Genomic DNA, 22729 nt, shown 5'->3' with positions numbered 1-22729 from the left:
GGCGCCCTTCTCTGTCTCTCCGCCACCCGGGATCTTGGTCGCGGGTGGCGGAGACCGCAGTGCGGAAGGATGACCGTCAGGTCTGTCGTCTCTCGGAAGGACCACCATGGTCGCCCTCACGCTCTCGATCGGGAGCCTGCTCACGGCTACCGGTGTCATCGCGTGGTTCGCCACCTCGATGAGCAGCGTCACGGCGCTGATCCCGGCGTTCATCGGGGTGCTGCTGCTGATCATCGGGCTGATCGCCCGACGCGGGGAGAACGTGCGCCGGCACGCGATGCACGTGGCGATGGTGGTCGCGTTGCTCGGCGCCCTCGGCTCGCTGATGAACGTCGCGAAGATCGGCTCGCTCATCGACGGCTCGGCGGAGCGCCCGGCCGCCATCGTGGTCAGCCTCACCATGTTCGTGGCGCTGGTCGTCTACCTGGCCTTCGGCATCCGCTCGTTCGTGCAGGCGCGCAAGGCGCGCACGAGCTCGACGGCTGCCTGACGCGCCGGGCGCGCGGGCCAGGCCATCGCCTCAACGAGTCGAACCCGCGGGCCCGGCACAGCGTGCGGCGATCGTGAGGGCGGCTTCGTCGACGGCGCGGCGCTGCTCGTCGTCGGTGATGGTCCATGTGCCGTGCACGAGGCGCGGCCAGAAGATCGCGGACGCGATCATGCCGAGAAGCTGGGCCGACGCGACATCGGGGTCCTCGACGTCGGCGGTTCCCGCCGCGTGCGCCGCTCGGAGATAGCGGCCGAGGGCCGCGAGCACGGGCAGCGTGCCGAAGTCGAAGGTGCGCTCACGCAGCTCCGGGAACCTCGGCGACTCGGCGATCACCACCCGCATCAGGGCGATCATGCGGGGGCGGGTCAGGAGCTCCGCATACGCGCGACCCAACCCCACCAAGCCCGCGTAGAAGTCCCCCGTCGGAGGGTCGACGACCTCGCCGTCGGGCGACCCGCCGGCCGTGAGCACCGTCGCCTCGAACAGCTCGGCCTTCGTCGGGAACTGCTTGAACAGCGTCGCCTTGGAGACCCCCGCGCCCTCGGCGACGCGTGCCAGCGATGTGCGGTCGTACCCGGACTCGAGGAACAGGCGCACAGCCGCGTCGAGGATCGCTGCGCGGTTCGTCGCGGCCACCTCACGGTGGTACGAGGAGAGCTGGCGTGTCACTCGCACAGCATCCCACGAGGTGAGTTTCTTGACTCACCTCGTGACGGCTCGGTAGTGTCGAAGGTGAGTCGAGCGACTCACCTTCTACCGACAAGGAGCAGATCATGGCTCGAGTGATCGTCCACGCGACCGTGACTGTCGACGGGTTCATCGCTGATCCGGACGGCGGGGTCGAGTGGATGTTCGGCCGACCGTCCGCTCCCGAGGACGACGCCGTCGTCGAGAAGGTCGTCGCGCACATCGGCGCCGTCGTCGGGGGAGCGAACACGACACAGACCATCGAGGACGGCGAGATTCCCTACGGCGGAATGCTCAAGGTGCCCGTGTACCTCATGACGCGCACCGATCACGAGCCGATCGAGCGGGACGGCGTCACGTACACCTTCGTGGTCGACGACATCGCGCGTGCGGTCGAGTCCGCCAAGCAGGCGGCGGGCGACAAGTGGGTCAGTCTGCTCGGCGGGAGCATCGCGCGCCAGTGCCTCCGGCTCGGACTCGTCGACGAGCTCCACCTCGACGTCGCGCCAGTCCTGCTCGGTGAGGGCATCTCGCTGTTCGCCGGACTGGGGCAGCGCATCGAGCTGGAACGCTTGGAGACATCGGCCTTCGCGAGCGAGACCCACCTTCGTTACCGCGTCCTCCGCTGAGCATCAGCGCTCACCAGGGGATCCGTACCTCAAACCCACGTTCATGGTCGCTCGGCTGGGCCGAGCTCGTCGCCCCAGCGGTCCCCGGCGTACGCCCTGACGGCGTCGACGATCTGCTGGTCTGGCACGTTCCACGCCGGCCGCGGCGTCGCCGCCTTGCGCCGCCCGTGCCATCCGGGCCACCAGGCCGGTGACGTCAGCCGCACGAGCCCGGTGACCACGTCGTTTCTCTCGACCGCGGTGCTGACCAGCCGTCACGGGAAGGCCCAGGTCGGCGTACGGGGCGCCTCAGGTCCGAGGTGGGCTGCGATCCAGTGGCCTCCCGCCCCGAGGTCGTGCCGGTACCTCCCCACCTGAGCGAGGTCCGACCACGCTCGGGTGCGGACCCACCCCAGCCCTCGCCAGGTCATGCCCTCCGAGGAGATCCGCACCTGGAGCGGTTCGCTTCCCACGAGGTAGATGGCGACCAAGGCCGTCATCACCACCCACACGAGGTAAGCCAAGACCGACCCGACCCGGAGGCCCTCGTGCACGAGCTCTACTCCCTCGACGACATGGAACACCAGGAGGAGCACCAGCACACCCGCCACGAGCCACCAGTGCCACCGCGGTGTGGTCGGCCGGATGACGAGCTCGGGAGGGCTGGAGCGGCCGTCGTTCATCGGCCTCGCACCTCGGCGGGACCGACGGTCACGCCCTCCCCGCCCATGTCGCCCGCATCCGGCGATCCCGGGCGACCCCGCGGAACTGGACGATCATGCCCACGACCGCGAGGGCCAGGGCGACGATGCCCGCCCAGGCGGGGACGCCGTCGGGCGCCTGCCCTGCCTCGAGCTCGGCGAGGGTGATGAGGTCCAGGAGCAGCAGCAGACCCATCACGGCGATGTTCGCGCCGGCGAGGGCCGTGAGCACGATCAGGATGCCGGCAGGGAGGTCGGCGACAAGCGCGAGCACGGCCAGCAGCACCGCGACCACGGCGCCGACGACCCAGATCACGACCGCGTTGTCGACCCCGATCGCCGTCATCACGCCCGTCGCGACGCTGAACCCGAGTGCCGCCATCCCGATCACCACGGCCGCTTGGTAGAAGGCGTAGGCGAGCGCACCGATCACGACGGCGCCCGCGATCGCGCCGACCCACCCGAGCGGGCCTGCCAGCAGTCCCTCGCCGGTGAGGTTCGCGACGATCCCGGCTCCGAGGAAGAAGCCGAACCACGCGCCGAGCAGCGTGATGATGACCCGCAGCGCGACATACCCGCGCAGGGACACCAGCAGCCCCACGAGGATGCCGACGACTCCGATCACCGTTGCCTCGCCCATGGGTGCCTCCCGTCGCCTCGTGACGGCAACCGTACGACCTATCCCCGGTCGGTCGTGGGCTCTTCGTCTCAGCCAGCGCCGATGACGGCGTAGCGAACGCTCTGGTACTCCTCGAGGCCTTCGTGGCCACCCTCGCGGCCCAGACCTGACTGCTTGACGCCGCCGAACGGTGCCGCAGGGTCAGAGACCATGCCGATGTTCACACCGGTCATTCCGCTCTCCAGAGAGGTGAGCAGCCTGTGTCCCCGGGCAAGGTCCCGCGTGTAGACGTACGAGACCAGTCCGTACTCGGTGTCATTGGCCAGCGTGACAGCTTCCTCCTCGTCGGAGAACGTCATGATCGTGACGACGGGACCGAAGATCTCCTCTCCCACGATCCGCGACTGCGGTGCCACGTTCGACAGGACGGTGGGTGCGAGGTAGCTGCCCGTCGCGGGCAGGTTCTTGGGCAAGGCGCGCGAGGTCCGCAGCGTGGCTCCATGCGCCAGTGCATCGTCGACGAGTGCAGCGACACGGTCGACGGCGGCGGGACTGATCAGCGGCCCCACATCGACGCCCTCCTGGTCGCCAGGCCCGACGCGCAGCCGCTCGACCTCGGCAACCAGAGCTGCCGTGAACTCCTCGGCGACGTCGCGGTGGACGAGGAACCGGTTCGCTGCCGTGCAGGCCTGGCCGCTGTTCCGGAACTTCGCCACCATCGCCCCGGCGACCGCCGACCTGATGTCAGCATCTTCGAACACGATGAACGGGGCGTTGCCACCGAGCTCCATCGACGTGCGCTGCACCTGTTGAGCCGACTCACGAAGCAGGACCCGGCCCACCTCGGTCGATCCGGTGAAGGACAGCTTGGCCACGCGCTCGTCTGCGAGCACGGTCCGAGAGATCGCGGCCGCGCGGGAAGACGGGACGGCGTTCACAACGCCATGCGGCGCACCGGCCTCGTGCAGGATCGCCGCGAGCGCCAGGGTGGTCAGCGGTGTGGCGGCGGCGGGCTTGATCACACAGGTGCAGCCGGCAGCGAGTGCCGGTGCGATCTTGCGAGTGGCCATCGCGAGCGGGAAGTTCCACGGCGTCACCAGGTAGCTGACGCCCACGGGTGCGCGGGTGACGATCATCTGCCCGCGCCCGTCCGGACTAGGCCCGTACCGGCCACCGACCCGCACAGCCTCCTCACCGAACCAGCGGAGGAACTCGGCACCGTAGGCGACCTCCGAGCGGGCGTCGGTCAGCGGCTTGCCCGACTCCGCGGTGATCAGGCGAGCGAGCTCCTCGGTCGCATCGATGACCAGGGCGTGCGCCCGGTGCAGCACTGCCGCACGTTCCCGTGGCGTCCGCCCGGCCCAGCCCGGTTGGGCGGCAGCCGCGGCGGCCACGGCAGCCGTGGCGTCGGCCTCTACCGCATCAGCGACCCGCACCAGTCCGGCACCCGTGGCCGGGTTCACCACAGCGAACGTCTCGCTGCCGGCGGCATCACACCATCGACCGTCGAGGAACAGCTGCGTTGGTGTGGTGAGGACAGGCATCGGATCACCAGATCCGTGCGGCGCCGTCATCTCACGCCACCTGCGCGAGCGCGTCGATGAGGACCTCGACGCCCTCGACGAGCAGGTCGGTGGGGATGGTCAAGGGGGGCAGCAGCCGGATGACATTGCCGTCGCTGCCGCATGTCAGGGTGATGACTCCTTGACGGTGCATCCTCGCTGCGATCTCTTTCGCAGCAGCCGCGTCGGGGTCTCCCTCGCCGTCCACGATCTCGACGGCGAGCATGGCGCCGCGGCCGCGGATGTCACCGATCCGCGCATCGGTCGCGGCTGCACGCTCCAACATCGGGCGCACGGTCGCCTCGATCGCGCGTGCCCTCTCCAGCATGCTCGCCGAGGTGAGTCGGTCGATCGTCACCAGTGCCGCCGCACAGCTGAGCGGGTTGCCGGCGTACGTCCCGCCGAGGCCGCCCTCCACCGTTGCGTTCATGACCTCCTCCCGCCCGGTCACCGCTGAGAGGGGCAGCCCGCCCGCGATTCCCTTCGCGGTGGTGAGAAGGTCGGGCACGACCCCTTCGGCATCACAGGCGAAGGCATCGCCGGTCCGGGCGAAGCCGGTCTGGATCTCGTCGGCGACCAGGAGCACACCGTGCTCGGCACACCAGTCGGCGAGGCCGCTCAGATAGCCGACGGCGGGGACGATGAAACCGCCCTCGCCCTGGATCGGTTCGACGACGACGGCCGCCACGTCGCCGATGTCGACCTGTCGGCGTATCGCCTCGATCGTGCGGTCCAGCGCCTGGGCAGCGCTCAGTCCGTCCCGGTACGGGTACGAGCCGGGGACGCGGTAGATCTCGGGGGCGAACGGGCCGAACCCGTGCTTGTACGGCATCTCCTTGGCGGTCATGGACATCGTCAGGGTGGTCCGGCCGTGGAAGGCGTGATCGAAGACCACGACGGCGCTGCGCCCGGTCGCCGCGCGCGCCACCTTCACCGCGTTCTCGACAGCTTCGGCACCGGAGCTGAACAACGCCGTCCGCTTGCTGTGGCTGCCGGGCGTCACCCGGTTGAGGGCTTCAGCGACCTCGACGTACCCCTCGTAGGGCGCGACCGTGAAGCAGGTGTGGGTGAAGCGCTCGGCCTGAGCGGTGACGGCGCTGACGATCTCTGGGTCCGCGTTGCCGATCGTGGTCACCGCGATGCCCGCGCCGAGGTCGATCAGGGAGTTGCCGTCGACGTCGACCACCACACCACCGGAGGCCTCGGCAGCGAAGACGGGCATCACCGACGCCACACCGCTGGCGACCGCAGCGGCCCGGCGCGCAGCAAGCGCGCGCGACCGCGGACCCGGGAGCTCGGTGAGGAGTCGCCGCGCCTGCTCGTGCGTAGCGATCCGGTTCGGCGAAACGGTGCTTCTCATGAGGCCTCCTGGTCGAGCGGTTGCCTCACGCTAGGAGCGATCATCCTGCCCCGCGGATGCCACTATGGCGCCATGCGATCTGTCTCCTGCCAGCGTGGCAACCCAGCTGCTGCCGCCCGGAAGGTGACGCCATGGCCACGGTGACACTCGCCGAGCTGCTCGCTGCCCCGGCTCTGCGCCTCCGCACGGCCGTCGCGCCGCGCGACTCCGGACCGTTCGCATGGGTCCACAGCACCGATCTGATCGATCCGGCCCGATTCCTCCCGCCGGCGACAGTGGTTCTGACGACGGGGCAACAGCTCGCTGACGGGAGCGACGCCGAGCTCGTGACGCGCTACGTCAGCGAGCTCGTGCGTGGTGGCGTGTCCGCACTCGGCTTCGGTCTCGGAGTGGTTCACGAACGCACCCCTGCCACGCTGGTCCGTTCGTGCAGGGACCAACAGCTGCCGTTGTTCGAGGTGCCCTTCGAGGTGCCCTTTCTGGCGGTCGCCACCCATGTGGCGCGAGCGTCGGAGGCGGCGCGGGCCGAGCGGGTCGCCTGGACCCAGCGTGCGATCGCTGAGCTGACCCGGAGCGCGCACCGCCGCGACGGCCTCGACGAGGTGCTGGGCGCATGCGCTCGGCTGTTGTCCGGTCCCGTCGCGCTCGTGACCGCTCGTCGCGTACGAAGCTGGGCGGCGGATGGACGGCGGAGCGAACCGTCGAGTGCATGGGCGCCCGTTCTCGCCCAGGCGCGATCACTGCTGGCGCAGGGGCGCGCCGCCACGGCGGCGGTCGAGGGTCCGCAGGGCGCCGCACATCTGTACACCGTCGGTGCCCTCGGTGCGATGTCCGGTGTGCTGGCCTGCAGCCCCGGGCCAGAGCCGGACGCTGCTCATCGAGCCGTGATGGCAACAGCAGCAGGCCTGGCGAGTCTCGCCGTCAGTACCGCGGACCGTGTGTGGGTCGCGATGGCGACGGCCCGCCAGGCTGCCTTCGAGCTCGCGCTCGGCGGTGCCATCGGTGCCGCAGAGGACGTGTTGAGCGCTCTCGACGGCGAGGTCGGCGACGAGCGGTATCTGGTCGTCTGCATCAGGGGGGCCGCGCAGCCACTCCCCAGCGTGCTGCCGCCGGGCGTCACGGAGCTGCGTCGCACCGCGGCCGACAGCCTGCTCGTGATCGAGGGTGCGGCCCGCGCGGTCGATCATGTTCGCGCGGTGATGCCGCCTGCGGCACGAGCGGGGATCTCCGGTCCGCACCCGCTGGCGGACCTGGCCCTCGCGTTCCGGGAGGCAGCTGCGGCAGCCGACTCCGCTCGCGCTGGTGCCGTCGCCGTGTTCGACGACCTCGCGGACAGTCCGTGGTCGCACCTGACCGTGTTGGGGCAGCACGGTGCCATCGCCGAGGGATTCCTGGATCGGCTGGGAGATCGTCGCGACGAGCTGCTTCCGGCGCTCAGGGCGTGGCTGGACAACGGGACGCAATGGGAGCCGGCGGCTCGAGCGTTGGGCATGCATCGGCACACACTGCGAAACCTGGTCGAGGAAGCGGGGCGCGCGCTCGACAGGGACCTGAGCAGCGCAGTCGCCCGCGCGGAGCTCACCTGGGCGCTGGCGGTCGCGGGCGCAACCGGTGAGGCGTCACCGTAGCGACTGCGGGCGAGGTCCGGGAGCAGACCGGTCGGTGCGCCCGTGACCCAGGCAACGGCGCGGTGCAACCGGTAGCGCTTGTTCACATACTTGAAACACCCGCGTGAGGCGCGCGCATTGTGTTGTCCGTTAGTATTCACATGTTTCATGGTCGTGGTCGTCAGGGGAGAGAATCGTGAGCAAGGTGAGTGAATCGTCGGCCGATCCGACGCTCGACATGTCCGAGGGCCGGTTCCATCAGCTGCTCGGCCCGGAGCCCGATCCGGCGTTCCTCTCCGCATCCGAGCTCGAGAGCGGGTGGGGCCGTCGGTGGGGGGCTCAGGACGAGGTCGGCCGGCTGCGTGTCGCCATGCTGCGCCGCCCGAGCACGATCCTCGAGCAGGTGGCCGAGCTGGGCGAAGCCGCATGGAGCCCCGAGCTGGGTGCCTACCTCGACCCCGATCGTCGCTGGTACTGGGCCGGGCACGCGCTCCCCGACCTGAACCTGCTGAACGAGCAGTTCGACCAGCTCGTCGCGACCCTGCGCGCCGAGGACGTCGAGGTGGTGATGGCACCGCAGCTGCCTGATCACTCCAAGGCTGTCTTCACCCGGGACCCCTTGATCACGGTCCCGGGAGGCGCGGTCATCGGCCGACTCGCTGCCCGGATGCGCCGCGGAGAGGAGCAATCGATCACGCAGACCGTCGCCGCCGCCGGCATGCCGGTGCTGGCCACCATCACCGGGCTGGGTCTCGTGGAGGGCGGATCCTTCGTCAAGGTGCGGCCGCACCTGGCCTTTTTCGGGACCTCCGTCCGCTGCAACGCTGAAGGGCACCGCCAGCTCGCCGCGATCCTGCTGGAGCAGGGCATCGAGGTCAAGCGGTTCCAGATGCCTGGGTACCAGATCCACCTCGACCTGTGCATGGCGATGATCGACGACGACCTCGCTGTCGTGAACAGCCGCATCGCTCCGTACGACCTGCTCGTCGAGCTCGGCGAGCTGGGGATCGAGACGGTCGAGGTCGCGCCGGAAGAGGACTGGGCGTGCAACCTGCTCACCCTGGACCGCCGACGGGTCCTGTTCCCAGCGCACCTGCCGCGCACCGCGGAGCTGCTCAGCACCAAGCACGGCGTCGAGATCGTGCCCGTGGAGTACCGCGAGATGAACAAGAACGGCGGCGGGATCCACTGCTCGACGATGGAGCTCCAGCGTGACTGGTGAGGTGTCGACCACAACAGGGGAACGCGGTGCGCGGGTTCCCACCAACGAGGAGGACGACGCCCGCTACCTCGACGACTTCGCCGCGGTGTCGACCTTCGGAGCCACCCCTGGAGGCGGGGTTGAGCGTCTGGCCGGATCTGCCGAGGACGGCGCGGTGCGGGACTGGCTCGTGGCCTGGATGCGTGAGCGCGACTTCTCGGTCGTCGTCGACGAGATCGGCAACGTCTTCGGGCTGGTCGAGCTCGTGCCGGGCGCTCCCTATGTCGCCGTCGGGTCCCACCTGGACAGCCAGCCCCTGGGCGGTCGCTACGACGGGGCGTACGGCGTCCTTGCCGCGGCTCACGCGGTCGACCGCATCCGGCGCCACGCGCTGGATGGTGGTGACGTCACCCCCCGGTACAACCTCGCCGTGGTCGACTGGTTCAACGAGGAGGGCGCGCGGTTCGCGCCGAGCATGATGGGTTCAGGTGTCTTCACGCACAAGGCCAGCGTGGAATCTGCCCTGGCGACGGCCGACCGAGCCGGCGCCACCGTCGAGCAGGCGCTCCGACAGACCGGCTATCGCGGCAGCGACGCGGCGCCATCCCTGGTGGGCTATGCCGAGATCCACGTCGAGCAGGGCCGCATCCTGGAGGATGCCGGCATCACGATCGGCGCCGTCGAGTCGACCTGGGCTGCGCACAAGTATCAGGTCGTCGTGCAGGGCGAGCAGTCCCACACCGGGTCGACCGCCATGTCCGACCGGCGGGACGCCCTGGCCGGTGCTGCGCGGCTGATCGTCGCGGCGCGCGAGCTGGCCGACGCGTATGCAGGGCCGCCGGCGCTGCACACCAGCGTCTCCGAGCTCACCGTGCTACCCAACTCGCCCGTCGTCGTCGCCCGCGAGGTCCGGATGAACCTGGACCTGCGCAGCCCCTCGGCGGCGCTGCTCCGCGAGGCCGAAGGGCGCTTCCTCGCGCAGGTGCGCGAGGTCGAGCGCACCACGGCCGTCGAGGTGAGCGTACGGACGACCCATCAGTGGGACCAGCAGCCTTACCAGTCCAGCGGCGTCGAGCTCACACAGAGCATCGCGGCGGGGCTCGGGCTGCCGTGCATCCCCATGCAGACGATCGCCGGGCACGACTCGACCAACTTGAAGGACGTCGTACCGACCGTGATGCTGTTCGTGCCCTCGGTCGATGGCATCGCGCACAACGAGGGCGAGCTGACGTCCGACGAGGACTGTCTCGCGGGCCTTCGGCTGCTCACCGAGGTGGTCGTGGCGATGGCCGAGGGTGCCGTAGTTGACACGGAGTGACGCGAGCGGTCTCGTTGTATCGCCCTGCGAAACCTCGTATCATCGATGGTTCATGTCGGAGGCACCATGTCGTCTCCGGAACGTGCGTCGTGCGACGCAGACGTCACGATCGGAGCGATGTGGCAGTTGGTAAGCAGTCGGGTGCGTCCTCGGTCGACGACGTCATGGAGAACCTCGGCGGCCGGATCCGTGAGATTCGTCGACAGCGGCGCGAGACCCTGGCGGCCGTAGCCGAGAGGTCGGGCCTGACGCGGGGTTTCCTCTCCAAGCTCGAGCACGGACAGACGTCGATCTCGGTCAGCGCTCTCCTGCGACTGTGTGCAGCTCTCGAGACCGACCTGTCCGACATCCTCGTCTGGTCTCCGACCCGCCTGGTGCGCGTTGCGGACCGCGAGGTCGTCTACTTCGGCGGGCGTGACCTGACCGAGTACCTGCTCACGCCGGGTGTTGAGCAGCGGTTGCAGGTCCACCTGACCGACATCGAGCCGGGCGGAGGCTCGGGCGACGAGCCGTACGAGCTGCCGGTCGAGGTCGAGTTCGTGCACGTGCTGTCCGGTCGCATCCGGCTGGAGATCGAGACCGAGTCCTATGAGCTGGATCCCGGCGACTCGCTCACGTTCTCCTCGGCCCCCCACAGCTTCACCAACATCGGTGACATCACGGCCCAGGTGATGTGGGTGCTCGCTCCCGCCGTGGGTCGCGACCAGCGACAGGAACCGCCGAAGCGCTGAGTGGTCCGCGAGCCGGGTGGCTCAGGCGGCCTCGGGGACGCGTAGGCGGACCATGGTGGGGCCGTCCGCGTGCAGGGCCGTCGCCATCAACGAAGCGGCCTCGTCCGGGTCCGCAGCCTCGTGCGCGATCCACCCCATGGACCGTGCCAGGACCAGCAGGTCCGGCGAGTCGAGCGTGACCGCGAACGGCGGGATGCCTCGATCAGCCATGTTCTCCCTGATCTCACCGAAGCCGTGGTTGTCCACCACCAGCATCGGCAGCGACAGCCCCAGCTCGGCCGCTGTCATGAGCTCTTGAAGGCAGAACATCAGGGCGCCATCACCGATGACAGCGGCGACGGCCGCCTGAGGCAGCGCGAGCTTGGCACCGATCGCCGCTGGAAGCGCGTAGCCCAGGGTGGAGTACCCGGTGGTGACCAGGTAGTGGCGGGGCTCACGGAAGGTCCAGTACGGACCGGTGCCGCGATAGGACACCTGGGAGCTGTCGCCGGTGATGATGACGTCAGGCGGCAGAGCCGTGCGGAGCGCGTCCTGGATCGCGCGCCAACGCCCGGAGACCGACTCCATCGCGGCAAGTGCGTCGGCTCGTGCGCGACCAGCACGTGCAACCCCCTGGCGTGACTGCGGTGGCAGCGCGGCCATGAGCTGTTCCGCAACCAGCCCGACGTCCCCCAGCAGCGCGACGTCGGCGACCGCGTTGCGGTGCAGTCGGGCCGGGTCCAGGTCGACGCGTACCAGCGTCCCGGAGAAGTCCGGATAGCGCGTGCTCAGGTCCGGGACGGTGGCCCCGAGCACCAGCAGCAGGTCGGTCTGCGCCATCAGCGGTGCCAGCAACGGTTCACCGAAGAACTCGCCGACGCAGCGCGGATCGGTCTCGTCGACGATGCCTTTGGCCAGGGTGGTGGTGACGACGGCGGCGTCGACGTGGGCCGCCAGGCCGCGGATGGCAGCCGCCGCGTCGAGACCGCCGGGGCCGGCGACGAGGGTGATTCGCTCGGCGGCCAGGATCAGCTCGGCGGCTGCCGCGATCCCGGAGGGATCCGCTGCCGGCCTGTAGGGGCGCGGCCATGCCGGTGTCGGCGCGCTCGCGGGCGACTCCAGTACGTCCAGGGGGATCTCGATGTGGATCGGCCGGGGATGCTCGACCGCCCACCGCGCGAACGCCTCGTGGACGGCGGCCACCGCTTGGGCCGGCGTCCCCACCCGCACGCTGCGGGCAGCCACGCCATCGGCAGCCGCACGTTGGTCCTTCGTCTCGTGCATCCAGCCGATGTCCTGGCGTTCCTGCCCCGTGGGGATGCCGGGCGAGATCACCAGCATCGGGACGCCGTCGGCGTGGGCGTTGGCGATGCCTGTCAGCGCGTTCGTGAGGCCGGGTCCGGAGGTCGTGATGACGACGCCGGGCCGGCCCGTCGCGCGCGTGTAGCCGTCGGCGGCATAGGCCGCACCCTGCTCGTGACGGGTGACGACATGGCGCAGGCCGCGCTCGGACAGTCCTCGGTAGAGCTCCATGCTGTGGGTTCCCGGGATACCGAAGACCAGGTCCACCCCGTTGGCCTCGAGCGCCTCGATCACCGCGACACCGGTCGTGCGCCCGGTCATCGGACCGCTCCGGCCTCGGTGGCGTCCTCGGTCGTGCGGATCAGCTTGTGGTTCATGAACTCCTCGACACCCGCGGCTCCGAGCTCACGCCCGAACCCCGATCGCTTGGTCCCGCCGAAGGGAGTCTCGACTCCGTCGGCGTCGATGCAGTTGACGAAGACCATGCCGACCTCCAGACGGTCAGCCACGCGTTGCACCTGGGCAGGGTCCGCGCTGTAGACGTACGAGCCGAGCCCGTACGGCGTCCCGTTGGCCAGCTCGACGGCGTCGCTCTCGTTCCGAGCGCGCAGCAGCATCGCCACCGGACCGAAAATCTCCTCCTGGAGAACGGCAGATCCGGCAGGGATCTGGTCGATGACGGCGACGACGGCATCGCCCGGGTTCAGGGGCGACCGTACGACGTCGACGCGCGCGCCCGCTGCCCGAGCACGCTCGACCTGCTCGGCGACCGCAGCCGCCGCCGAGGCTGACGACAGCGGGCCGAGGCCCTCGGCGGCTCGGCGGAGGTGGGTCACGAACAGGTCCCTGAACCGGTCGTAGAACTCCTCGAGCACGATGATGCGCTTGGCCGCGTTGCACGCTTGGCCGACGTTGGAGATCCGCGCTCGGACGGCTTCGGCGGCGACGCCGTCGAGATCCTCGCCGGAGAGGACCAGGAAGGGGTCCGAACCACCGAGCTCCAGGACCACCTTCTTCAGGTGTCGGCCGGCGTGAGAGGCGACCACCGCCCCCGCGCGGTCCGAGCCCGTCAGCGAGACGCCTCGGATGCGGGGATCGGCTATCGCCCGAGCGACCTGGTCATGGTCCAGGCGCACGTCTTGGTAGGCGCCTGTCGGCGCGCCCGCTGATCGCAGGATGTCGGCGATCGCCTCTGCCGACGACGGGCACTGCGGTGCGTGCTTGAGCAGCACCGGGTTGCCCAGGAGCAGGTTCGGTGCGGCGAACCGGGCGACCTGGTAGTACGGGTAGTTCCACGGCATGATGCCCAGCAGCGGGCCGACCGGGCTCGGTCGCGTCACGGCAACGCCCGGGCCGCTCAGCAGCTCGATCGGCCGATCGGCGAGGAACACCGACGCGCGGTCGGCGTAGTAGCGGTAGATGTCGGCGCTGAACTCGACCTCACCGCGTGCCCCTTGCACGCTCTTGCCCATCTCGAGCTGGATCAGTCGTGCCAGCTCGTCCCGTTGATCGAGGTGCGCGTCAGCCACCGCGTGGAGCAGCCTCGCCCGCTCCGGCGCCGCCGCCCGCTCGCTCCAGTCGCTGCGGTAGCACTGCCAGGCCTGAGCGAGCGAGTCCGCGAGCTCGGCGTCGGTCGCGGTCGGGTAGCGGCGGTGTCTCACACCCGTCGCGGGGTCGACCACTGCGTACTCCGTCACGAGACAACCTCCACCGCTTGTGTGGCGCACCACGCGATTCCTGGCACATGACGCGCCCGGTATCCGCAACGTAGGAGCCGGATGTTGCGCCTGTGTTACGAACGTATCTTTTTGATTACGTGCATTGCTCAGTACGCACCACGTGTTTACTGTGAAGCAACTCCAGTACACCGAGCCGTCGTCACACCTCCGGTGCTCCGACCAGCTCAGCCGCCGTGCGCCGGAGCCCTGATCGACACCCCACCACCCATGAGAGGGATCCCCATGAGAGCTGGTCGTCGTGCTGCGGCAGCCGGGCTTGCCGCCGGCATGCTCATCGCACTCGCCGCGTGTTCCACAGCTGACTCTGCCGAGTCGTCCGCTGACGAGCCGTCCTCCGAGAGCGACGGCGACAACCCCTATGCCGGAGAGGGCGAGGTCGTCTTCGCCAACTTCGGGGGGACCGGAGCGGAAGCGCAGGAGGCCGCCTGGTACGAGCCGTTCACCGAGGTCAGCGGCATCACCGTGGTTCAGGACAACTCCGTCTCCTGGACCAAGCTCGAGGAGATGGCCAACGCCGGTGCCATGGCGTGGGACGTCGCCCAGGGCAACATCAGCTACGGCGTCACCGACAACCCGATGCTGGAGATGCTCGACTGCGACGTCATCGACTGCGCTGCCTTCGACGACGCCGGCTACCCGGCATACCCGCAGGCGGTCCCGCTGCTGAGCCTGGCCGCCGTCCTGACCTACAACACCGACACCTTCTCCGAGGGTGACCTCACCGGTATGAGCGACTTCTTTGACCCGAGCATCGACGGGTACCGCACGATCGGTCCCACCGGCAACGGCTGGCACGGTGTCCTCGAGGCGGCGCTGCTCACCGACGGGGTACCCCGCGACGAGCTGTACCCGCTCGACGTCGACCGTGCGCTCTCGGTCTTCGAGCCGATCAAGGAACAGCTCATCGTCGCCGAGGACCACCAGCAGTGCATCAACGACGTGGCCACCGGTGAGTCCGTGCTGGGCATCTGCAACAACGGCCGCGTCGCCATCGCGGCCCAAGAGGGCTACCCCGTCGCGATCGCCTGGGGGCTGCAGGTCCAGGAGGCCGACTACATCTACATCCCGAAGGGCGCGCCCAACCTGGAGAACGCCCAGAAGCTGATCGCCTACATCGTCGACAACCAGGGTGCGATCGGCAACCACATCGCCTACGGGCCGCTGAACCCCAGCGCAGCCGGCGCCGACCCGGACTCGGAGTGGTTGGACTTCCTTCCGACCAAGCACGAGCTGGGCGGCGACCAGGCACCGATCTACTTCGACCTCGACTGGTGGGGCGCGAACCGCCCCGAGGTCATCGAGCACATCTCGGAGTGGCTCGCCGGCTGATCGATCACCTCGCCGGCCGCAGGGGGTGTTCGCTCCCCTGCGGCCGGTGGCCGCCCACACCGACCGACGACCGAATGAGGACGAGGTGACCACGCTCGACTCGGCGACTGTCCCCGACCAGGCAGTGCGCAGCAAGGCCGCTCCCAGGCCCGCCTGGCTCAGTGGCATAGGTGCCTTCCAGTCCGCTGCGGTGCTCTACATGGCCGTCGCGTTCCTGCTGCCGGTGCTGCTGATGACGATCCGCGCCGTCTCTGACCCGCAGAACTTCGTCGATGCGTTCTCCAGCGGGATCTTCCGGCGCTCGATCTGGACGACGGTGCGGATGTCGTTGACCGTCACCGTGGTCTGCCTCGTCGTCTCCTACCCGTACGCCTACGTGCTGGCGCGGGCACGCAGGACGATCGTGATCATCCTGGCGACGTGCCTGCTGGTCTCGTTCTGGACCAGCACCCTGGTTCGCACCTACTCCTGGCAGCTCCTCCTCAACAACACCGGGCTGATCAACACCGCGATGGTCGCTCTCGGCATCGTCGACGAACCGATCCGGATGATGGGGACGGACTTCGCCGTCTATCTCGGGATGGCCCACGTCCTCGCCCCCTACACGGTCCTCACGATCTACGCCCAGATGCGTGCGATCCCCCGGGAGCTCGAGGAGGCGGCGCAGATCATGGGGTCGCGGCCCGCCACCGTCTTTTGGCGGGTCATCGTGCCGCTGTCGCGGCCAGGCGCGCTCGCGGGCGCGGTGCTCGTCTTCGTGATGGCGCTCGGCTTCTACATCACTCCACAGATCCTCGGCAGCGCCCAGAACGTCTACATCGGCACCGCCATCGTCCAGCAGGTGCAGGCGTTCCTCAGCACCGACGTGGGTGCGGCGCAGGCGGTGGTCCTGCTTCTCATCGTCCTGATCACGTTGGCTGTCGGTGGCAAGTACCTCGGGATCGGCCGGATCCTCGGACTCGACAAGGCAGGCCAGCGATGAGGCCACGCTTCGGCGTCACCGCGCTGGCGATCCTGATGGCAGTCATCTTCCTGTTCCCCACGATCGTCGTCGTGGTGACCTCTTTCGGCAGCGGTCGGATCGTGTCGTTCCCGCCGCAGGGCTGGTCGTTGCGCTGGTACGCCGAGGTCTTCACGGACACGATGTGGGTGCAGGCCTTCGGCAACAGCTTCGCGGTCGGGATCCTGGCGGCGGCGCTCGCCATGGCCGTCGGCTCCGCCCTCGCCATCGGCGCCACACGCACGAAGATCTTCCCGGCCTCGCTGGTGACGGGGATCGCGATGAGTCCTGTGGTCGTCCCCGGTGTGGTGCTGAGCGTGGGCGTCTACATGGTGGCCGTTCGCACCGACCTGACCGGGTCGGTCATCGGGCTCGCCCTCGCGCACGCCGCGGTCGGCGTGCCGTTCGTGTTCATCAACGTGCTGGCCAGGCTCGCCACCCTCGACAAGCAGATCGAGGAGGCCGCCAGGATCTGCGGCGCCGACGAGATGACGACGCTACGCACCGTCACGCTGCCGATCGTCGCACCGTCCGTGGTGATCGGCGGCGTGCTGGCCTTCATCTCCTCCTGGGACGAGTTCATGGTCGCGAGCTTCATGAACTCTCCGACGTTCCGCACGATCCCCGTGGTCGTCTGGGGCGAGGTGATCTCGGGGGCCGATCCCTCAACGTCGGCCGCGTCGACGCTGATCACCGTCATCTCCATCCTCTTCCTCGCCCTCGCCGCCGGACTCCCACGGCTCAGGAACAGAAAGGTCGCACCGTGAGCACACAGTCCCTGACAAGGCCGGCCGAGGACAGCCCGGCCACCAGCCTCGCGGCCGGAGGTTCCTCCGTCGAGCTCTTCGACGTGGTCAAGCGCTACGGCGAGGCGACCGCGGTCGACGGCATCTCCTTGACGATCGAGCCCGGGTGGTTCGTCACTCTTCTCGGTGCATCTGGCTCGGGAAAGACGACCTTGCTGCGCATGATCGCCGGGTTCATCGACCCGACCGAGGGACAGATCCGCATCGACGGCGTCTCGATGCACGGTGTCGCGGTGCACCGGCGGGGCATCGGCATGGTCTTCCAGAACTACGCGCTGTTCCCGCACCTGAACGTGTACCGCAACGTCGAGTACCCGCTCGCACGCGCCAAGGTGCCGGCGAAGGAGCGCCGCAGCCGCATCGACGAGGCGCTCGGGTCGGTGCGCCTGACGGGCTTCGAGAAGCGGATGCCGAGCCAGCTCTCCGGTGGCCAGCAGCAGCGTGTGGCACTGGCGCGCGCGATCGTCGCCCGCCCCCGGCTGCTGCTGATGGACGAGCCGCTGGGCGCTCTGGACCGTAACCTGCGCGAGTCGCTGCAGATCGAGATCCGGCAGCTCAGCCAGCGGCTGGGAGTGACCGTGATCAACGTGACGCACGATCAGGAGGAGGCGTTGACGATGAGCGACAAGATCGCCCTCCTCTCCGACGGCAAGCTGGTCCAGTTCGGCACCCCCGAGGAGCTGTACCTGCGGCCCAGCAACGAGATCGCGGCCGACTTCATCGGCGAGTCCAACATCTTCCGGGGCCAGGCTCGCGCCGTGGGCACCGGTGAGGTCGCGGTGGAGGTGCCCGGCGGTCGGGTGGTCGGGCTCGGGGCAGGGGTCGACGACGGCGACGCGTGCCTCGCCGTGGTGCGTCCCGGTGACGTCCAGCTCGCCGGGGCGGGCTCACAGCTCGACGGCGTCAGCAGCGTGACCGCCACGGTCACCGACGTGATCTTCGCCGGCGAGTCGCGGCGGGTGCTGCTGCGCGGCGCCGACGGGCAGCAGCTGATCGCCCGGGTGCCGGTCGGTGCCCCGTTCGATCTCAGCCCGGGCGAGGAGGTCGCCATGACCTGGCCGACCGCCGCGTGCCGATGCGTGCGCACGTCCGCGGCCTGAGCTCGCGCCATCCACCCCGGCAGGGATCCCGAGCACGCCGTCCCCGAGCGCGCCCGCGCGTCCAGATGTCCACATCCATTCAGAAGAAGAACGACGAAGGAGAACCGATGTACCGGATATTCGTGTCCCAGCCGATCCCGGAGCCCGCGCTGGAGTACATGCGTGAGCACGCCGAGGTGGAGGTGTTCCGGTGGCAGCACCGTGAGATGACGGTTCCGGAGGTCGAGGACGCGGTCAAGCGCGCCGACTACCTGTACTGCATGCACACGATCCCGGTCACGCGGTCCGTCGTCGAGGCCAACCCGAACCTGCTGGGCTACGGGGTGGCGGGCACCCGCGGTGACATCCACGACCTGGAGGCCGTGGAGGAGGCGGGCATCCCGTGGCTGGTCGCCGAGCACCCCACGCCGCCGGAGAATCCGGAGGACTGGGACGACAACGGGTGGGGCCTGAACCCGCGGGCCACCGCCGACCTGCTCGTCACCCACGTGCTCTCGGCCGCGTACCGGTTCGTGGAGTCCGACCGGTACTGCCGCGAGCGTCGCTTCTTCCAGGAGATGACGATGGACCTGATGGGTCTGGGGTGCACCGGGAAGACGGTGGCGTTGTACGGGTTCGGCAAGGTCGCGCGTCAGGCGGCCAAGCGGTTCAAGGCGCTCGACATGCGGGTGCTCTACACCAAGCGGACCCGGCTGAGCCCCGAGGAGGAGGTCGCCTACGGCGTCGAGTGGGTCGCGGATCCTGACGACCTGTTCCGCGAGGCCGACTTCGTCTGCCTGCTCACCAACGCCGAGCCGCAGAACCTCAAGATGGTCACGGCACGGCACTTCTCGCTCATGAAGCCCACCGCGTACTTCTTCAACGTGGCACGTGGCCGGCTCGTCGATCAGGACGCGCTGATCGCGGCGCTGCAGGCGGGCACGATCGCGGGCGCCGGCCTCGACGTCTTCACCAGCGAGCCGCCGAAGGTCATCGAGCCCTACGTGCCCGAGGAGTTCGTCTCGATGCCGAACGTCTCGCTGACCCCGCACAACGGTGGCGCGACCTATCGTTCGCGCGGCGCGCAGTGCATGGCGATCGCCGAGGCGATCGTCTCCGACATCAAGAGGCGCGAGGCGGAGTCGGCACAGGTGGCCACCGCGTGAGTGTCCCCACCCGTGCCCTGGGCCCACTTCGCGTGAGCGAGGTGGGCCTGGGGTGCAACAACTTCGGAAGGCGCCTGGACGCGGACGCCAGCGCCGAGGTGGTCCACGCCGCGCTCGAGGAGGGGATCACGTTGTTCGACACCGCCGACTCCTACGGCGGTGGTGAGAGCGAGGTCTTCCTCGGGCAGGCGCTGGGCGGTGACCGGGACAGCGTGATCGTCGCGACCAAGTTCGGGTTCGAGCCGCGGGATGCGTCCGCGGGCAACGTCGTCGCCAGCTGCGAGGCGAGCCTGCGGCGACTCGGCACGGATCGGATCGACCTGTTCCAGATCCACTTCCCCGATCCCGCGACACCGCTGCAGGAGACTCTCGCCGCGCTGGCCTCGCTGGTGGCGGCGGGCAAGGTGCGCTACGTCGGTTGCTCGAACTTCGACGTCGCACTCCTCGACGAGGCGTACGCGCTACGGGACGTGCTGCCTGTGGTGAGCGTCCAGAACGAGCTCTCGCTGCTCGCGCGCGTAGACGAGGCCGAGGTACTGCCGTGGTGCCTGGACCACCAGACCGGCTACCTGCCCTACTTCCCGCTCGCGGGCGGTTTGCTGACCGGGAAGTACCGGCGCGGTGCGGAGGCGCCGGCGGGTGCGCGGTGGACGGTGCAATCGGGTCCGCGGCGCGATCAGCTGGTCACCGAGGCGAACCTCGACGTCGTCGAGGCACTGGTGGGCTTCTGCGAGCGGCACGGCCGCACGATGGTCGAGCTGGCGTTCTCCTGGCTGCTGACACGGCCCGGGCTGTCGTCGGTGATCGCGGGGGCGACGTCACCCGAGCAGGTGGTGGCCAACGTCGCCGCCGCCTCGTGGGAGCTGACCGAGGAGGATCTCGCGGAGATCCACGCCATCACCGCACGATGACGGCGCTGTCGGGGCGGGGGCGCGTCACCACGATCGCGCTCGTGGTGGTCTGCCAGAGCCTGCAGGCGCTCAGCGTGGGCGGGATCGCGCTGTTCCTCCCGCTGATCCGCAGCGACATCGGGCTGAGCTTCACCCAGGCTGGGATGATCTCCGCGGTCGCGCTGATCACGTTCGCGGCGATGCAGATCCCGGCGGGCGCCATCGCCGACAGGTTCGGGCCGAAGCGGGTGTACACGATCGGGCTGCTGGGCGTGCTGGTGCTGACGTGCGCGTTCTCCGTGCTGGACTCCTACGCGCTGATCCTGGTGAACCAGGGGCTGGCGGGCATCTTCCGGTCGTTGGTGTTCGTGCCCGGGATGCTGCTGATCACGCACGAGTTCCCCACCGAGCGGCGCGCGACCGCCATGGGCCTGTACGTGGCGGGCGGGTTCTCCTCGAACATCGCGCTCTCGACGATCGGCCCGTTCCTGGTGGAGCCGCTGGGCTGGCGGCTGCTGTTCGTGATCTTCGGGGCGATGGGCCTGCTCGTGGTGGCTGGGTACCACTGGCTGGGCGGCCCGGGGCCGGCCCCGCGGGGCGCGGCATCGCTGTCGGTCCGGCACCTGGGGGTGATGCTGCGCGAGCCGGTGGCGCTCGGGGCCGGCTGGCTGCAGTTCGTGAGGTTCGGCGTCGCCAACGGGATCACCTACTGGTTGCCGACGTTCCTCGTGGCCGATCACCGGCTCTCGTTGCAGCAGGCCGGCATCGTGGTCGCCGGCGCCTCGCTGCTGACGGCGCCCGCGAACATGTTGGGGGGCTACATCTCGGACCGGCTCCGGGCGCCGCTGGCCATGATCGCGACGTCGTTGGCCGTGCTGACGGTGTCGCTGGCCGCGATTGCCTGGGCACAGGACTCAGTGCTGCTGTTCCTCAGCGTCGGTGTGATGTCGGTGTTCGTGCAGGTCTACTTCGGGCCGCTGTTCGCGCTCCCCACGCGGTTCCTCGGAGCAGAGACCGCCCCGCTCAGCAACGGCTACTCCAACCTGGTGGCCAACATCGGCGGCCTGCTCGCCGCGTGGGCGCTCGGTGCCAGCCGCGACGTGACGGGCTCCTTCAGCTACGGGTTGACGGGGCTCGCCGTGCTCGCCCTGTCAGGACTCGCGGTTGCGCTCGTGATGCGGCGGCGGTACCCCGATCCGCGGTCGGTGCCGCGAGTGCCGGTGGACGCGTGAGTGTCGGTCAGCGGGGGGTTCCGCGGGAAGCCACCACGCTTCTGAGGGGACTCGACGAGCCCGTGCTCGTAGATTCCGAGAGCTTTCGTGGTGTCTTCGAGTGCGTACTCGGCGCGGACCATCCCTCGGCTCGTGCAAAGCAGCATTCCGAGCGTCTTCGCGTCATTGGACGATGACGGATCCCCCGGCGCCTAGGTCGAGCAGGAAGTCAGTGACGTGCTCGAGCAGCGCCTCCTCGATCTCACGCTCAAACGCCTCGGAACTCAGGCCGGGGAAGTCTCGTGAACCTGGTTGTCAGCGACTCGCGAGCGAGGTCGCAGGTTCCTGACAATGGCCGCTCGGCTGCCCAGCACAACCGATGGTTGCCAGGCCCGTCCATGAGATTCCCGAGGGCTGGTCAGCTGCAATAGTCGCACCCACCCGAGGCGGGTAGTTGTATCGAGCATGTCGGGCAGAGCGCAGGAGGCACAGGTGTGGCCGATCGACGGCGCCGCCACTGCACGCTGCGCTCGAACTCTGCCGTCAGAGTGGCCGTGGCGTTGGGCGGGACATCGTTCGCCCACCTGCGGTAGCAGGCGAGCCGACCCTCAGCGGCGTAGGTCTCGCGCTCGAGCTGATCGTCGGTCGGTGCGATGCCTAGAACGGTCAGTACCTCGTCATAGCCGACCCCGACCTGGCCGTCATCTTTGTGAACGACGAGCGAAGTTAGCGGCGGTAGTCCTTCGCGGTGGCAGCGATGGACGACCTCCGCCAGCATGCCGCCGATCCAGTTGCGCAGGGGCACTCGGGTGCGAAGACCTGACTGCTCCTGAACTTGCGCCGCCAGATCCGAGTAGGAGATGACCGCGCCGTAGCGGCTTGCCACTCCAATGAGGACGTGTAGCGCAACGTCGGCCCACACGGGCCGGCCCTCGTTGGTGCCCACCCAACGAATCTCGTCGGGACTCGCGAATGAACCGGGGGTGGCGTGGTCGCCGTCTGGGCCACTGCCGGCACCTGCCCGTGTGCGCACGAAGGTAACCTCTCGCCCCACGCGGACCTCGTGCGCCCGAAATCCCGCCCAAGCCGGTCGAGCGCCGCCCCAGAACGCTGTGTGATCGGTCGCCGACGGGGGAAGTCCGCCAACCAGTCGGTCGATCTCGTCCCAGTCGAGCGTGATGGAGTCACCGACCCTGCCCAGTCGGTCGCGTAGCGGTTGCCAGTTGGCCATACCGTTGATCATGGCAGCGAGCGCCGACGATGTCCCACCGCCAGGTTGACAGTTCGACCCATCCCTGAGGTGACGCATTCCCGAGGGCACCGGACGCCGTCGGGCATCCCAGC

General features: G+C 69.2%; 22 protein-coding genes and 1 pseudogene. 13 read left to right on the top strand and 10 right to left on the bottom strand.

Annotated elements, in window-relative coordinates; all coding sequences use genetic code 11:
* Positions 1-106 precede the first annotated feature (106 nt).
* Entirely contained in the window at positions 107-490 is a 384-nt protein-coding gene (locus GPA04_RS14090) for a hypothetical protein (protein WP_156224818.1), read from the top strand.
* A gap of 30 nt (positions 491-520) precedes the next feature.
* Here GPA04_RS14090 and GPA04_RS14085 read toward each other — a convergent pair whose 3' ends face one another.
* Positions 521-1159: a TetR/AcrR family transcriptional regulator gene (locus GPA04_RS14085; protein WP_156224817.1), complete on the bottom strand. Its 639-nt coding sequence runs from the start codon at positions 1157-1159 to the stop codon at positions 521-523.
* A 104-nt stretch (positions 1160-1263) separates the two neighbouring features.
* Here GPA04_RS14085 and GPA04_RS14080 point away from each other — a divergent pair, with 104 nt between their 5' ends.
* A complete protein-coding gene (locus GPA04_RS14080) occupies positions 1264-1806 on the top strand; it encodes a dihydrofolate reductase family protein (RefSeq protein WP_156224816.1) in 543 nt (180 codons plus the stop codon).
* Between the two features lie 41 nt (positions 1807-1847).
* Here the strand turns inward: GPA04_RS14080 and GPA04_RS14075 are convergent, their stop codons facing one another.
* The 5 genes from GPA04_RS14075 to gabT all read right to left on the bottom strand — a co-directional run bounded on the left by GPA04_RS14075 (position 1848) and on the right by gabT (position 6027).
* On the bottom strand, positions 1848-2027 hold the full coding sequence (locus tag GPA04_RS14075; RefSeq protein WP_156224815.1) for a hypothetical protein: 180 nt from the start codon (positions 2025-2027) through the stop codon (positions 1848-1850).
* Between the two features lie 33 nt (positions 2028-2060).
* Entirely contained in the window at positions 2061-2468 is a 408-nt protein-coding gene (locus GPA04_RS14070) for a hypothetical protein (RefSeq protein WP_156224814.1), read from the bottom strand.
* A gap of 28 nt (positions 2469-2496) precedes the next feature.
* Positions 2497-3126 (bottom strand): DUF4203 domain-containing protein, encoded by a 630-nt coding sequence (locus tag GPA04_RS14065; RefSeq protein WP_156224813.1) that lies wholly within the window; start codon positions 3124-3126, stop codon positions 2497-2499.
* Positions 3127-3194: 68 nt separating this feature from the next.
* Positions 3195-4649, bottom strand: a complete 1455-nt coding sequence (locus GPA04_RS14060) for an NAD-dependent succinate-semialdehyde dehydrogenase (protein ID WP_156224812.1) — start codon at positions 4647-4649, stop codon at positions 3195-3197.
* A gap of 31 nt (positions 4650-4680) precedes the next feature.
* A complete protein-coding gene (gene gabT, locus GPA04_RS14055; protein ID WP_156224811.1) occupies positions 4681-6027 on the bottom strand; it encodes a 4-aminobutyrate--2-oxoglutarate transaminase in 1347 nt (448 codons plus the stop codon).
* A 131-nt stretch (positions 6028-6158) separates the two neighbouring features.
* On the opposite strand from gabT, the gene GPA04_RS14050 reads away from it, so the two are divergent.
* The 4 genes from GPA04_RS14050 to GPA04_RS14035 all read left to right on the top strand — a co-directional run bounded on the left by GPA04_RS14050 (position 6159) and on the right by GPA04_RS14035 (position 10884).
* Positions 6159-7655 (top strand): PucR family transcriptional regulator, encoded by a 1497-nt coding sequence (locus GPA04_RS14050; RefSeq protein ID WP_162458618.1) that lies wholly within the window; start codon positions 6159-6161, stop codon positions 7653-7655.
* Positions 7656-7839: 184 nt separating this feature from the next.
* On the top strand, positions 7840-8856 hold the full coding sequence (locus GPA04_RS14045) for a dimethylarginine dimethylaminohydrolase family protein (protein WP_206674233.1): 1017 nt from the start codon (positions 7840-7842) through the stop codon (positions 8854-8856).
* Positions 8846-10153: a M20 family metallo-hydrolase gene (locus tag GPA04_RS14040; protein ID WP_241680802.1), complete on the top strand. Its 1308-nt coding sequence runs from the start codon at positions 8846-8848 to the stop codon at positions 10151-10153. The genes GPA04_RS14045 and GPA04_RS14040 overlap by 11 nt, the downstream gene beginning before the upstream one ends.
* A gap of 119 nt (positions 10154-10272) precedes the next feature.
* Positions 10273-10884, top strand: a complete 612-nt coding sequence (locus GPA04_RS14035; RefSeq protein ID WP_156224809.1) for a helix-turn-helix domain-containing protein — start codon at positions 10273-10275, stop codon at positions 10882-10884.
* A gap of 21 nt (positions 10885-10905) precedes the next feature.
* On the opposite strand, the gene GPA04_RS14030 is transcribed toward GPA04_RS14035, so the two are convergent.
* The gene (locus GPA04_RS14030; protein WP_156224808.1) at positions 10906-12486 is read right to left on the bottom strand and encodes a thiamine pyrophosphate-binding protein; all 1581 of its coding nucleotides are present in this window, start codon (positions 12484-12486) and stop codon (positions 10906-10908) included.
* Positions 12483-13862 (bottom strand): aldehyde dehydrogenase family protein, encoded by a 1380-nt coding sequence (locus tag GPA04_RS14025; RefSeq protein WP_156224807.1) that lies wholly within the window; start codon positions 13860-13862, stop codon positions 12483-12485. The genes GPA04_RS14030 and GPA04_RS14025 overlap by 4 nt, the downstream gene beginning before the upstream one ends.
* Positions 13863-14126: 264 nt before the next feature.
* On the opposite strand from GPA04_RS14025, the gene GPA04_RS14020 reads away from it, so the two are divergent.
* The 7 genes from GPA04_RS14020 (at position 14127) to GPA04_RS13990 (ending at position 21406) form a co-directional block, all read left to right on the top strand.
* On the top strand, positions 14127-15233 hold the full coding sequence (locus GPA04_RS14020; protein ID WP_162458617.1) for an extracellular solute-binding protein: 1107 nt from the start codon (positions 14127-14129) through the stop codon (positions 15231-15233).
* Positions 15234-15318: 85 nt separating this feature from the next.
* Complete coding sequence (locus GPA04_RS14015) at positions 15319-16215, top strand: ABC transporter permease (RefSeq protein WP_156224805.1); 897 nt, start codon at positions 15319-15321, stop codon at positions 16213-16215.
* Entirely contained in the window at positions 16212-17000 is a 789-nt protein-coding gene (locus GPA04_RS14010; RefSeq protein WP_156224804.1) for an ABC transporter permease, read from the top strand. Before GPA04_RS14015 ends, GPA04_RS14010 begins: the two co-directional genes overlap by 4 nt.
* On the top strand, positions 16997-18139 hold the full coding sequence (locus GPA04_RS21030; protein WP_162458616.1) for an ABC transporter ATP-binding protein: 1143 nt from the start codon (positions 16997-16999) through the stop codon (positions 18137-18139). Before GPA04_RS14010 ends, GPA04_RS21030 begins: the two co-directional genes overlap by 4 nt.
* A 107-nt stretch (positions 18140-18246) precedes the next feature.
* Entirely contained in the window at positions 18247-19284 is a 1038-nt protein-coding gene (locus GPA04_RS14000; protein ID WP_162458615.1) for an NAD(P)-dependent oxidoreductase, read from the top strand.
* Entirely contained in the window at positions 19281-20195 is a 915-nt protein-coding gene (locus GPA04_RS13995; RefSeq protein WP_156224802.1) for an aldo/keto reductase, read from the top strand. The genes GPA04_RS14000 and GPA04_RS13995 overlap by 4 nt, the downstream gene beginning before the upstream one ends.
* On the top strand, positions 20192-21406 hold the full coding sequence (locus tag GPA04_RS13990; protein WP_156224801.1) for an MFS transporter: 1215 nt from the start codon (positions 20192-20194) through the stop codon (positions 21404-21406). The genes GPA04_RS13995 and GPA04_RS13990 overlap by 4 nt, the downstream gene beginning before the upstream one ends.
* 397 nt (positions 21407-21803) lie before the next feature.
* On the opposite strand, the gene GPA04_RS13985 is transcribed toward GPA04_RS13990, so the two are convergent.
* Both GPA04_RS13985 and GPA04_RS21615 read right to left on the bottom strand, forming a co-directional pair.
* Positions 21804-22331, bottom strand: coding sequence for a hypothetical protein (locus GPA04_RS13985; RefSeq protein ID WP_241680801.1), 528 nt, complete (start codon positions 22329-22331; stop codon positions 21804-21806).
* 90 nt (positions 22332-22421) lie between these two features.
* Positions 22422-22616, bottom strand: a pseudogene (locus tag GPA04_RS21615) (DUF7662 domain-containing protein); the annotation flags it as partial.
* Positions 22617-22729: the final 113 nt, after the last annotated feature.

It is taken from the genome of Pseudactinotalea suaedae (assembly GCF_009733815.1).
In the GTDB taxonomy this organism is placed as follows: domain Bacteria; phylum Actinomycetota; class Actinomycetes; order Actinomycetales; family Beutenbergiaceae; genus Pseudactinotalea; species Pseudactinotalea suaedae.
The sequence above is the reverse complement of the archived record's forward strand: the minus strand, read 5'-3'. Positions and strand labels throughout refer to the sequence as shown.